9 protein-coding genes and 1 pseudogene are annotated in these 13429 nt (G+C 59.6%); 4 read left to right on the forward strand and 6 right to left on the reverse strand.

Annotated features, from left to right (window positions below; all coding sequences use genetic code 11):
* Positions 1-23 precede the first annotated feature (23 nt).
* From pseB to AC1MBU_RS12580, 4 genes are all read right to left on the reverse strand, one after another.
* Positions 24-1010 carry a UDP-N-acetylglucosamine 4,6-dehydratase (inverting) gene (gene pseB / locus AC1MBU_RS12565; RefSeq protein ID WP_479787345.1) on the reverse strand — a complete coding sequence of 329 codons (987 nt, stop codon included), beginning with the start codon at positions 1008-1010 and terminating at the stop codon, positions 24-26.
* A gap of 165 nt (positions 1011-1175) precedes the next feature.
* Positions 1176-2141, reverse strand: a complete 966-nt coding sequence (locus tag AC1MBU_RS12570) for a glycosyltransferase family 2 protein (protein WP_479787347.1) — start codon at positions 2139-2141, stop codon at positions 1176-1178.
* A complete protein-coding gene (locus AC1MBU_RS12575) occupies positions 2119-2478 on the reverse strand; it encodes a DUF2304 family protein (RefSeq protein WP_479787349.1) in 360 nt (119 codons plus the stop codon). Before AC1MBU_RS12575 ends, AC1MBU_RS12570 begins: the two co-directional genes overlap by 23 nt.
* A gap of 2 nt (positions 2479-2480) precedes the next feature.
* Complete coding sequence (locus AC1MBU_RS12580) at positions 2481-3146, reverse strand: glycosyltransferase family 2 protein (protein ID WP_479787350.1); 666 nt, start codon at positions 3144-3146, stop codon at positions 2481-2483.
* A 178-nt stretch (positions 3147-3324) separates the two neighbouring features.
* Here AC1MBU_RS12580 and AC1MBU_RS12585 point away from each other — a divergent pair, with 178 nt between their 5' ends.
* The 4 genes from AC1MBU_RS12585 (at position 3325) to AC1MBU_RS12600 (ending at position 11168) form a co-directional block, all read left to right on the forward strand.
* A complete protein-coding gene (locus tag AC1MBU_RS12585) occupies positions 3325-5349 on the forward strand; it encodes a DUF6541 family protein (RefSeq protein ID WP_479787351.1) in 2025 nt (674 codons plus the stop codon).
* 83 nt (positions 5350-5432) lie between these two features.
* Positions 5433-6761, forward strand: coding sequence for an ABC transporter substrate-binding protein (locus AC1MBU_RS12590; protein ID WP_479787352.1), 1329 nt, complete (start codon positions 5433-5435; stop codon positions 6759-6761).
* Positions 6762-6868: 107 nt separating this feature from the next.
* On the forward strand, positions 6869-8944 hold the full coding sequence (locus tag AC1MBU_RS12595) for an acyltransferase family protein (protein WP_479787353.1): 2076 nt from the start codon (positions 6869-6871) through the stop codon (positions 8942-8944).
* Between the two features lie 145 nt (positions 8945-9089).
* Positions 9090-11168 (forward strand): acyltransferase family protein, encoded by a 2079-nt coding sequence (locus AC1MBU_RS12600; protein WP_479787354.1) that lies wholly within the window; start codon positions 9090-9092, stop codon positions 11166-11168.
* Positions 11169-11240: 72 nt separating this feature from the next.
* Here AC1MBU_RS12600 and AC1MBU_RS12605 read toward each other — a convergent pair.
* Positions 11241-12512 (reverse strand): annotated as a pseudogene (locus AC1MBU_RS12605) (ISL3 family transposase).
* A gap of 182 nt (positions 12513-12694) precedes the next feature.
* Complete coding sequence (locus tag AC1MBU_RS12610; protein ID WP_479787355.1) at positions 12695-13429, reverse strand: ABC transporter ATP-binding protein; 735 nt, start codon at positions 13427-13429, stop codon at positions 12695-12697.

The raw sequence follows: 13429 nt of genomic DNA on the forward strand, positions 1-13429 counted from the left end.
TGCTTCCCGTAAGGCAACACTGGCTAGAATCCCTCCGCTGCGATCATGAGGCGAAGCTCGTCAACCGAAAGAAAGACTTCATTGCCGTCCGACTGGTAGCTCCAGCCGTCCTTGACCGGCTCGCCGTCGGAAGGCGCCTCGTAACCCCATCCGGCCAGATGCGGCATGACAATATAGCGGTCGCCTTCGGAAATGGTTCGGCGCGAGTCGTCCGCTGCGATCATTTCTTCGTGGAGCTTCTCGCCGGGCCGGATGCCAATCTCATGGGTCGCTGCGCCCGGCGCGATGGCCTCGGCCAGATCAGTGATTCGGACGGACGGAATCTTTGGAACGTAAAGCTCCCCACCCTGCATGATCTCGAAGGAATCGAGCACAAAGGCGACCGCCTGCTCGAGGGTGATCCAGAAGCGTGTCATGCGCTTGTCCGTGAGCGGCAGCGACTGACCGGAGTCGGCCAAAGCCTTCCAGATGGGGACAATCGATCCTCGCGAGCCCATCACGTTTCCGTAGCGGACAACGCAGAACCGGGTGTCGTAGGCGGCAGCGTAGTGATTACCTGAGATGAAGAGCCTGTCGGCGCACAGCTTGGTGGCGCCATAAAGGTTGACCGGGCTGGAGGCCTTGTCGGTCGAGAGCGCGACAACTTTTTTGACACCGGCATCGATAGCGGCGTCGATCACGTTCTGTGAGCCTCGAACATTGGTTTCGACGTACTCGAACGGGTTGTACTCAGCCGTATCCACCTGCTTCAGCGCCGCAGCATGGATCACGTAGTCAACGTCATGGAACGCCCGCTCGAGACGATGCCGGTCGCGCACGTCTCCGATGAACCACCGAAGGCGGGCATCATCGTTGAAAAGACGGCGAGCCTCAAGCTGCTTGAGTTCGTCCCGGCTGAACACGACGAGCCGCCGGACGTCGTAATTATCCAGGATTTCGCGGATGAGAGCCTTACCCAGTGACCCTGTGCCGCCAGTGATCAGAACCGACGCGCCGTCTAGTACGGACATTCTCTTCTACCTCGTATTTTCTTTCGTGCCGCGGGGACCAAACAAATTCGGAATCCCTGACAAAATTCAGGGATAAGACTATCAGCCGGGCTTCACCCGACGGGTTCTGTGCTGCAGGGGATGATCTGCCCGAGTCGACATCGGGCAACCGGAATGCCGACGCCGTTATGGTGCCAGGATGTGCTTGGACAGCTTGCGAACGCCGCCCCAGATTTGCTTGGACGCCGCGGTTGGCAACAAGGTGAGCGCGTTTAGTCGCGATGTGAAGTGCGTGCGGGAGGACTTTGCTGCACGCCCCCACCCCATGCTTCCCAGCTCATCGCTGTAGGCCTGGAAGAAGCGCCGCTCCTCGTCGAAGCGGCGACCATCGAGCGCACGCAGGGACGAGTCACTCTGGCGGTGTCGACGGTACTGGAAGCAAAGGGTGTCGGTGACAAGCAATCTGCCGCCTGACATCAGAACGTCTAGGGCCAGAGCAAGATCCTGAACGACGTCGTACTCGGTCCGGAAAGAGTGTTCCTTGAGAACCTTCGACCTCCACGCGACCGAGGGGAAGTACAGCCAGTTTCCATTCAGGAGGCTGCCGACAACCTTTTCGCCGGCAAGCACGGACCGTTCGCTGTCACCAACAGCCTGCCGACGGATAAGCGATTTGATCCGATCGCCCAGCGGTGAGTAGAACGCCCCGTTTTCATCGATGATCTGAACGCCGGGCTGAACCAGATCCACATCATCGCTAGACGCGAAGGCTGCCCGCACGGTGGCCACATAGTTGGGCAGCATCACATCGTCAGCGCCCATGATTACAGCGAACTCATGCTCCAAACGGTCGAGGCACTTGCGGTAGTTACCATTAGCACCGAGATTTTCCGCATTTCGGTGGTAGGCGACCCGACTGTCTGAAGCCACCAGCCCCTCGAAGTAGGCGGGCAGGGAGTCATCCGGATAACCGTCGTCGACAATCGTGAGTTTGAAGTCACTATCTTCCTGCTTCAGCACGCTGTCCACAGCTGCTTTCATCATGGAGACGTCACCGTAGTAGGGCAACATTATGTCAATTGTCATATTTTCCGGTTCTCTCGTTTCAGCTATAAGTAGGTCGTCGGGTTCAGTTTTTTTCAGATGCTTCATGCCAGGGCCGCTCGGCTTCATCTAGCGCAATTCGACGCGAGAGGCGCGTCAGCGCGGTTTCGGTGTGCCTGAACCTTTGATAGGTCGAGGCGATAAACAGAAGGAAGCACACAATGAAGCCGTAGAGAACCAGGTCCGTCCCGCGACCGATGCCGAACCAGGACGCGATGGTTGAGAGAATCTCCGGAAATAGGATCGAAAACGCCGCAGTAAGCGAAAAGAGAAGAAGGATTATACGACGAACAGCCATGTGTCGGGCATTCGATCCACCGCGCATCAACACGAGCGACAGTAAAATGACGGCAATGACGAGGACGGCCTGAACAATGAATAGCATGATTACCTCAAGAAGAGCTCAGCCAAAATATTGACTGAATTCAATAGTGATTGGCCCTTTGCCTTCGAATAGTCAGTATAGACAATCTCCACGGGGTGCTCGACCCAGCGGGGCTTCAGTTCCGCCAACTGGTGAACAAGCTCGGTCGCGTGCGCCATCCGGTTCTGGGTCAGGTGAACGTTCTCGGCGACGTACCGGTTGAAGGCGCGGAGACCGTTGTGGGCATCGGTGAGGTCAAGGCCCGTGGCCATGCGGGACTGAAGCGCAGCAGTCTTGAGAACCAGCCGCTTCATCGGCGCCAGTTTGGTCCTGTTGTCGAGGAAGCGCGAGCCGAGAACGACGTCAGCCTCGTCGCTCAGCAACCTATCCACCATGGTACGTGCGTCCTGGACCCTGTGCTGTCCGTCCGCGTCAAAAGTGACGACTGCAAACATCTTAGGGTCCTCTAGGGCGTATTCGATGCCCGTCTGGAGAGCAGCTCCCTGTCCAAGATTGATCGGGTGCTGCACCACAACAGCGCCTGCCGCGCGCGCGATGTCCTGACTGCCATCGACACTCCCGTCGTCAACGCACACTACGTTTGGAAATTCGGTGAGCAACCCCTTGATGACAGACCCTACAACTGTCGCTTCGTTAAACATCGGAATGACGACCCACGTTCGATTCACCGATTCAGTATCCCACAGGTAATACGTCCCGCTTCACCGCGCGTGCTCCTTCGAGGGGGGCTATTAGGTGCATGTTGTATTGTGGTCGGTCGGGCGCCGGTATCGCCCTCGCGCCGCCCTGGAGCCGCAAGAAGCGTCAACCGACCGGACAGACACCTCAACGGCATTAGGAGCTTTCATGACTTGGTGGCAGGCGCTGCCCCTATTAGCTGGAACGGCAGTCCTTCTGCTTATTCCCGGCGCCTTCCTCCTGCGGACTGCAGGAGTGCGGGGTCTTTCGCTTTGGGCTTTCGCCGGCCCCACAACCGTATCGGTCGCCGGAGTGGCAGCTGTTCTCTGCGGGCCGGTCGGCATGGACTGGAGCGTATGGGTCCTGCTCGTCGGCTGTTTCGTGCTTGCTCTTGCTGTGCTTCTTGTCCGGTTTGTGCTGGCCCTCCGAGCGACGCCCGCGAACGGCGGCCCCAGATTTGTGAGCGTGCCAACCCGACTGTTCGCTCTCCCTGACAAGGTACGGGTGCCGCTTGCTGCCATCTACCTTCTTGCGGTCGTCATTCCGGCCTCGATCATCGCGATTCGTTTCGCCCGCGCTTTTGGGTCTCCTGGCGCCATCTCGCAAACATTCGACAACATCTACCACCTGAACGCGGTGCGGCACATCATCGAGACCGGCGACGGCTCATCCCTGACACTTGGCAACCTCACCGAAGCGTCGAGAGCCTTTTACCCGGCGGCGTGGCACGATGTAGTGAGCGTGGTCATGCAGTCGATGGGAACCACCGTTCCGGAAGCGATTAATCTCACCAATATAACTATCGCCTCCCTGTTCTGGCCGCTGGGTCTCATATTCCTAGTGACGCGCATCATGGGAAACCGGATGCTGCCGGTCCTTATCACCGGCGCGGTGGCCTCCGGGTCCTCCGCCTTTCCATATCTGATGGTGGACTACGGAGTTCTCTACCCGAATCTGCTCTCCATCGCCATCCTGCCCGCTGCCCTTGGTGCATCCATACAGATACTCGGATTGGCGCACTCGGGCACGTACGCCAATCCGAGGCTCGGCATCGGGTTGATGGTGGCGGCCCTTCCCGGCCTTGCCCTGTCGCATCCCAGTACCGTGCTGGCCCTCATCGCCTTCACCTCTCCGGTCCTCCTTGCCCGGCTGTACGTGAACTACCGGACGGCGCGTGCGCAGCCACGGTCCACTCTTGCGCGGAGACAGTTCAGACTTTGGCTGTTTCTCACCGGTGCCTACGCGGTTGCCGGCCTGGTTGCGTGGTGGGTTTTCCGGCCAGCCGCATCCAGTTCAACATGGCCTCCCCGGCAGAGCGCAGGGCAGGCAATCGGTGAGGTCCTAACCAGCAGTCCCATGGGAATCACCCCCGCGTGGGTGATAGCGGCATTCACGATCGTCGGTATCTACGTACTTGTCCGAGAGCCTTCCCGAATATGGGTGCTTGGTACCTTCCTAGTCGGCTTGTTTCTGTTCATGATCGTCAGCAGTTGGGCGCCCGGGTGGTTCCGAATGTTTTGGACGGGGATCTGGTACAACGACAGCAACCGTCTCGCCGCTCTGCTTCCGACCGTGACGCTGCCGATAGCAGTGATCGGAGCGGAACGACTGATCAGGCAGGCGACTTCGGCGCTGGGTGCGGTACGAGAGCGCACCATCGAGCGCAGCGCAAGGTTCGATGCGCCTCTGCGGGCGGGAATCGCCGCCGTCCTTGTGCTGGTTGCGGCCTTTCTTATTCAAGGCGGCTCAATGGGCCTGGCCCAAGAAAAGCTCGCTGCCAGATACAATTCCGACACAACTTCCCTGCTCGTCTCGTCTGATGAGCTCGAACTGCTCGAACGGGTTCCATCACATGTACCCGAAGACGGAGTTGTACTGGGCAATCCCTGGACTGGGGCTTCGCTTGTATACGCCTTGTCCGACCGCTCGACTGTGACGCCGCATATCTTCGGGCAACGCTCTCCCGACGAGAAGTTGGTGCTCCGACACTGGGAAGATGCGGCGTACAATCCTGCCATATGTCCCGCGGTGGAACGTCTTGGAGTCTACTGGGCGCTGGATTTCGGTTCGCGCGAGGTACACCGCGGCTCGCATCCATTGATGGGCCTAACCCAACCCGACGCAGCTCCTGGCGTCGAGTTGATTGATAAGGAAGGCGACGCTGCCCTCTACAAACTTTCCATTTGCCAATGATCACCAAGGCCGCATCCGACTCGCACAACGTACAGCACACAAATGCCCAACCAGAAGAGCCGGTGGGCTACCGAAAGGCACCAATGACCACATACGGTTCACTGCGTAAGACTGCAGTCGCTATCGGGCTCGCTATCCTCTTTCTAGCGCTCGGCGCCTGCAGCAACAGTGAAGGCGTCAACACGGAGGAGAGTGTCACCTGGCTCGTCGAGGATACGCCAGCATCGCTCGCTTCGGCGGAACGGGTCGTGCAAGATTTCGAAGTGCTCAACCCAGACATCAACGTCGAACTTGAGATCCGCCCCCGCGGCGGCGAGGGTGCAAGCGTGGTACGGGAGCAGTTGAAGTCCAACGAGATGACTGACGTCTTCACATACCCCACCAGTCCGCTGCTTTCCCAGCTGGACCCGGAAAATACCATCCTCCCCGTCACGGACGAACCGTTTATGGATGACGTATCGGAGTCATTCGTAAGGGGCGCAAGCACGAACGGCGAAGTATACGGCGTGCCGTACGGGAGCGGCATGGCAGCTGCAATCCTCTACAACAAAAAAGTGTACGAAGAGCTGGATCTGACCGTGCCAACCACGTGGGACCAATTCATGGAGAACAACGAGAAAATTGAGGCGGACGGCCGGACTGCAATTATCCAGACGTATGACACGGCGTTGACGGCACAGTTATTTATACTCGGTGACTTCGCCAACGTGGATCTGACTGATCCGGATTTCGCACAGGAATACACCGCCAACGAATCGGCCTATGCCGCGCACTCCGCCGCCATCAAGGGTTTCGAACATCTGAGCGAAGCATATGCAGCAGGTATGTTCAATGAGGATGCGGCGACAGCGGATCTGGGACAGGCGCTAGCGATGCTTGCTGGCGGCACTGGCGCCCATTACCCCTCGCTGACATCCGTGATCGACGAACTCGCTCTCAGCTTCCCTGACCAGCTCGACGACATCGGTCTTTTTCCTTTCCCGGGAACAAACGCCAATGAATCAGCGCTTACTATCTGGCTGCCTGAAAGCGTTCATGTTTCGAGCAGCACCGAACATGCTGAATCCGCAAGAAAGCTCCAGGCTTTCATCGCAAGCCCGCAGGGGTGCGACTCTCTCACGGCAGCGGCCGCTGCCAATGTCCCAGGGCCATACCTCGTGGAAACCTGCGGCGTTCCGGAAAGCGCCGAACCGGCTGTGAAGGACATGCTTCCCTATTTTCAGGACAGCTCGCTCAACCGCCCTGCTCTGGCTTTCCTTTCCCCACTTGTCTATAGGTTGCCCGGGTCAGCGCTTGATCAGATCGCCGTCGACGTGGGGTCTGGAAGCATCGATGCAGCGACCGGAGCGGAAAGGTTCGACTGGGAAATCGAAAAGCTCGCCCGCCAACTGAACTTGCCAGGATGGGGCTGAGGTCTCAGCTCTAAATCTCCCCGGCCCTCCACGGCGCGAAGGCACCGCGCTTCACTCTGCTCGGCCGATAGACTTTGTAATCACTTACGGAGGGACTGACACCAAACATGCCTACCCGCGCGTATGCACTCGCCGCGGATGCATCGCCGACGCGTCCGGGAACTGGAGAGGAGCGGCAATTCCGGCCCGAGATTCAGGGCCTCAGGGCACTGGCCGTCCTACTGGTAGTGGTGTACCACGTTTGGCTGGACCGGGTATCGGGCGGCGTCGACGTTTTCCTGTTCATATCCGCTTTCCTGCTCACGCTCTCCTTCACCAGGCGCCTTGACAGCGGAGAGGCGCCCTCGCTGCGTGCCTACTGGAGTTCCCTTTTTCGCAGACTGCTTCCGCTCGCCGTCGTGACATTCCTCGGAACAGGGCTGGCTGTATACGCCCTGGTTCCGGCGTCTCGTTGGCAGGAGTTGCAAAACCACATTCTGGCCTCCCTCTTCTACTACCAAAACTGGCTGTTGGCGGTGACGTCGGTCGACTATTATGCGGCTGACCACAGCACGGCCAGCCCCCTGCAGCACTTCTGGTCGATGTCCATTCAGGGCCAGGTGTTCATCGCCTGGCCGCTCATCCTTGTGGGGACCGCGTTGATTGCCCGCAGGTTCAGCTGGAACCTGCGGGCGGCTCTGCTCTGCATGTTCACCATCATTTTTGTGCTCTCCCTCAGTTTCTCAATTCACCAGACCTCCACGAATCAGCTCTTCGCCTACTTCGACACCCGGGCACGGCTCTGGGAGTTTGCGTTGGGTTCGCTGCTGGCCCTAGTCCTGCCTTGGCTTTCCATCCCGCGCGGACCTCGTGTTCTCCTGGGCTGGCTGGGGCTACTCGGGATCGTATCTCTGGGCATGATCCTCCAGGTTGAGAAGTCGTTTCCCGGCTACATTGCGCTCTGGCCCACCCTCGCTGCCAGTTTTGTGCTTGTTGCAGGCCAAACCAATTCTCGTCTGGGGGCAGACCGTATTCTCGCCTCCCCGTTGCTTGCCCGTATGGGGTCGAGTTCCTACGCGCTCTACCTGGTGCACTGGCCCATCCTGGTGATCACTCTGATAGTGCAGAACCGCGAGACGGCGAGTCTTGCCACGGGTACAGCGATCATCGCCAGCTCCATCCTGCTGTCACTACTGCTAACGCGGTTTGTAGAGACGCCCTTGCGGAAAATCAGGTTTCGGACGACGAATGAAGCTACCACCGGGGTCCTCCTCATCGCGGCGCTGGTCGCTGCAGCCGCAGTACCGACACTCATCTGGAAGTACACCCTCGAAGCCTCCATCGCCCGTGCTGAAGCGCGTGGTATCTCCCCCGAGAATCCGGGAGCCCTTTCACTCACTCCGCAGTATGGTCCGCTGAAGAATCCCTCGGCTGAAATCCTCCCGCCGCTTGCCGTAGTCGCACAGGACTGGGTCACCTTAGAAAGACCCTGCCAGGGACCGGACATGCCCACGCCACGGCCCGGCACAGATGAACTGTGCACGGAACAGGGGCCTGCGAACGCAACAAAAACGGTCGCTGTGATTGGGAACTCCCACGCACGCCAGTTAGCTGCCCCGGTGATGGAAATTGGAAAGGAAGTGGGCTGGAAGGTCGTATCCATCAGTCGCGGAGGCTGCAATTACGGTGTACGCAACGAATCCCGGGACAACTCATGCAATACATGGAATGATCTCGTGCGCCACTACCTCCATAGTGAGACCCCGGATGTCGTATTCATGCCCTCGACGCAGACCAAGTTCGACTCAGATGACGAGGGAGTCGTGATTGACCTCGAGCAATCCGTCCGGGAACTCACCAGCGCCGGCATCACTGTGGTGGGCGTGCGGGACAACCCCCGATATGAGTCCAGCCCGGTCGACTGTGTATACCGGAACGGCGCCGGCAGCCCTGAATGCGCCCCGGCGGTGGGGGAGAAATTTGCCGACGAGAATCCCGGCGACATCCTCCCCGACGACCCCCGCTACTTCTCCGCGGACCTGACTTCGGCATACTGCCCTGATGGACGATGCCCTGCCGTGATCGGGAGAATTTTCGTCTACATGGATAACAACCACATCTCAGGGCTGTACGGTCGTTCCACTGCTCCTCTCATGAAAGCGGAACTGGCGAGACTCACAGGCTGGCCCTCCCTGCAGGACTGAAAGTCGCCGCGTCGCCAGGCCAACGCCCGGGACCAGGCTGCGACATGGGGTCGCTTCGCTGATGGCGCAACAATCCGGACCGGACCACTCCCGCGCTCCGGGTAAACTTGAAGAGTTTGTGTCTAAAGGTGGGAAAGAGGGTACTGTGCCAGAAACTGGCTACGCAGGCGCAGTAAAGCCGCACGTCGACGGTCTGCGCCCGCGACGGAATACCCCAAAACCCGAAGAATCCGGATACAGGCCCGAGCTTCAGGGTCTCAGGGCATTAGCTCTCTGGCTGGTTGTCCTCTATCACATCTGGTTCGGACGCGTGTCGGGCGGAGTCGACGTCTTCCTTTTCGTCTCCGCTTTCCTCCTTACCCTATCGTTTACGCGCAAGGTTGAGTCGGGTAGCCCCCTTGCCTTGTTCGGTTACTGGGCGCGCGTCTTCAAACGTCTGGTGCCGGCCGCTGCAGTGGTGCTGATCGCGACTGCAGCCGGCGGTTTCATATTCCTTCCCCAGGACCGCTGGCAGGAAGTCATCACCCAGGTCTACGCCTCGCTGTTCTATGTCGAGAACTGGGCCCTGGCATCTGCTTCCGTCGACTACTACGCACAGGACCACAGCGGTGCAAGTCCCCTGCAGCATTTCTGGTCGCTCTCAGTCCAGGGCCAGATATTCATCCTGTGGCCGCTGATTTTCCTGGCCTGCGTCTGCGTGGCGGGTGCGATGCGTCTTCGCCTGCGTCGACTGCTTGTGCTCGTCTTCTCCGCAATCTTCGTCAGCTCGCTCGCCTTCTCAATTTGGCAGACCGCAGTCAATCAGGCCTTCGCCTATTTCGATACCCGTACCAGACTGTGGGAATTCGCGCTGGGATCCCTTGTTGCGCTCGCCGTTCCATACCTGAAGTTCGGAAAGATCCCGCGGGTAATACTCGGCTGGACAGGTGTGCTGGCGATCGTGGTCTGCGGTTTCGTCATACCGGTCGAGCAGCAGTTTCCGGGGTACCTGGCGCTATGGCCGACGCTTGCGGCAGCCTTCGTTCTGGTCGCGGGTACCAGCGGAAGCCGCTTTGGCGTGGATCGGATCCTTGGTTCGAACCCGATCGTGAAGATCGGCGATATGTCGTATTCGCTGTACCTCTGGCACTGGCCCATTCTGGTGATCTACCTGGCATGGAACGGTTCGGTGTCGGCGGACTTTGTGTCCGGAACGCTTATCATCCTCGCCTCGGTCCTGCTCGCGGCCCTGACCTCGCGCTACGTCGAGAAGCCCGTCCGCGAATGGCACTGGAGCAACAAACGGCCTCAGCGAGCCGTTGTCGTGGTCGCATTGTCGATGGCTCTCGGGGCGGTCCCCACGCTGGCGTGGCAGCTTTATATCGATGCGCGGGCCTCAGCAGCGGCAGCGCAGGCGGAAGCCAACAATCCGGGGGCAAGGGCGCTGGAGCCGGACTTCGTCTATAAGGGAGACGAAGATGCTCAGGTAATCCCCCTTCTCGATCAGCTGGACAACCAATGGGGTCCAGCCGGAGCGCGGTGTGACAGTGAATGGAAGCCAGCCAACCCCGAACTCGTCGACCACTGTTACCTGTTCGAACCGACGTCGGACCCGGTGAAGACGGTCGTTGTCGTAGGTGACTCGCACATGCAGCAATGGAATGGCGCTATCCATCCCGTTGCCGAAAAGCAGGGCTGGCGTGTTATCAGCCTGGTGCGAGGAGGCTGCAGTTTCGGCGATACCAGAGCGAATGCCGACGCCTGGTGCAACGAACGCAATGAAAATGCACTCCAATACATCCTCGAGCACCAACCAGACGCAGTCTTTACCGTGTCGACGAAAGCAGCCGCGGGCAAGCCTGCTGAAACAATCGTTGAAGGGTACGAGACCGCTGTCCGGAAAATAACGAGCGAGGGCATTCCAGTAGTCGGCATACGCGACAACCCCCGCCTGAGCTTCCACCCTCCCACCTGCATCAGCAAAAAAGGAGCGGAGCACCCGGACTGCAACCCGGAACGCGATGCCCTGATGCCGGAGACGCCCGCGCACCAGGCGCTGGCGGACATACCAGGTCTGGAACTCATCGACATGACCGACCGAATCTGTGTCCCCGATTCATGCCCGATGATCGTTGGCAACGTTCTTGTCTTCATGGATGAGCACCACGTAACGCGCACCTATATGGAGACACTCGCTGGTGAGTTCGGCCGGCGGGTGACCCAGGCGCTCGGCTGGGGCGATTAAACCTTTCGTTCGAGAACGGCGGTGTTCCGCTCGCGGGCCCGCAAGCCAGCGACCATAACCGGCTCACCGTAATTAACGGTGCAGTCGGGGTCTGAAGCCACCCGATTCGAGCAGGCTTCGGGCTATGTAGTTTGTGGGGTTCCGAAAGCCGAGGGCTGAGCCTCGTAGGTGCCCGAGGCGCCCATTGATCGCTTCGGTGGGGCCGTTGCTGGTGCCGGGGCGGTCGAAGAACGCCAGGACGTCAGCTGCACGCTGTTTCAGGGTCCGACCGATCCGCCGGACCTCAACGAGTGCAGTAGGAACACAGTTACTGACGGAGTTGATGACGGCCTGCATCATCTGCTTCCCCTTTTTCTTATCGGGTTCCCGGTAGGTCGCGTCGACCTCGACGTGCTCCTCAGACGCGAAGACAGTATCAAGGCGCGTGTTCTGCTTATCGGTGAGGAGGTCCGCGCCGGTATGCAGGGTCCGTCGGGCCCGGTAGAGCGGATCCCCTGCTCGACCCCGGTGTCCGGGTGTGGTCTGCTGAACACGTTGCCGGCACCGGTCCAACCCGTCGCCGGCGAGTCGGACCACGTGGAACGAATCCATGACCGGGACCGCTTCCGGGAGCTCCTCAGAGGCAGCGGTTTTGAAACCGGTGAACCCGTCCATGGCAACGACCTGGATGCCCGCTCGCCATGTTTGTGGTCGGTTGGCGAGCCAATGCTTGAACACTTGCCTAGAGCGGCCTTCAACCATGTCCAGCAGCCGGCCGGGCCCGTCTTCTCTCGCATCGGGGTGAGATCGATGATCACGGTCACGTACTTGTCACCGTGACGGGTATGGCCGCCACACATGCTCATCCACCCCGATCGCGCTCACCCCCTCGAATCTGCCCGGGTCATTGATCAGTCGGCGCTTGCCTTCGGTCATGACACCGGTGTTCCCGGTATGCCAAGACACCCCAAGACCGGCTGCAACCCGGGACACGGTGAGGTGATCGATGACGATTCCTTCCAGCGCCCACCGTAGCCCACGGCGGGAGATCTTCGCCCTCCGCTCAGCTGCGAGTTCTGTGTTCTGCCGCCAGGTGTGCCCGCAGTTCTCACAGTGGTAGCGGCGGACCCTGAGGAGCAGCGTCTTAGGCCGGTGCCCAAGCGGCTCATGCGCGAGAGAGCGGGTGATTGTGTCTCGCGGTACGCCCTCGGCCCCGCATGTCCGGCACCATGAATCAACCTGAACGACACGACACTCGATAACCGCCCGGTCAGGAGCAAGGTGCTGTCCGATGGCTTCGAGGCCGAGCTCGTCAAGCCGGCAGAACGTGGTGAGGTCGGGCGTAGCGAAGGTAGCGTTGAGCACGTCGAGGTCTTTCAGATGGCGAGCGTAGGAACTTCCATCATCGGAAGGCCTCGACCTTTATCCCGCCTCCGACGCGCCCACCCCCGATCACGCCGACTACACCCTCAATCCCGAAGAGCCCCATAATCCGAGAGCCATCCTGCCATGTGTCAGGTAGGCATCCTGCGCCAGTCCCGAGTGGGTCACGGTCCTTCCGCCCGCAGTTTCTCCACCGCAGCCTTCACCGGGCCGTCGAAGAGAATCTCGCCCTGACGCAAGAGCACCCCCCGCTGACAAACGGTCGAAACCAGGTCGAGGTCATGGCTAACCACAATGAGCGTTTTGCCGGCAGCCACAAGTTCCCGGATTTTCTCCAAACACTTCGCCTGGAACGGCTCATCTCCGACCGCCAGTATCTCGTCGATCAGGAAAACTTCAGGATCGGTGTGGACCGCAACAGCAAAGGCCAGGCGCAGATACATGCCGGATGAATAGAACTTCACTTCCGTGTCGATGAACTCACCGATCTCGGCGAAGTCGATGATGGATGTGAAGCTTTCATCGATTTCCGTCTCAGTCATCCCCAGAATGGCGCCGTTCAGGTAGACGTTCTCCCGACCGGTCAGGTCATGGTGGAATCCCGCCCCCACCTCTATGAGACCGGCAACGCGACCGGCAGTCAGTACCTTGCCATGGTCCGGCTGTAAAACCCCGGAAATGAGCTTCAACATCGTCGATTTACCGGATCCGTTGTATCCGAGAAGAGCAACAGTCTCCCCCTGTCGGACATGAAGATCTATTCCCTGCAGCGCGAGAAAGCTCTTGCTCAGCTCGTGGCGACGACCGCGTAGAAGCCATACCGCGGCTTCCTTGAGGGAGCGGGTGTGCCGCAGCACGAACCGCTTGTTCACACTTTCAAGAGATATTGCAGTAGCCAC

The sequence above is a fragment of the Arthrobacter sp. PTI12 genome (genome assembly GCF_056679915.1).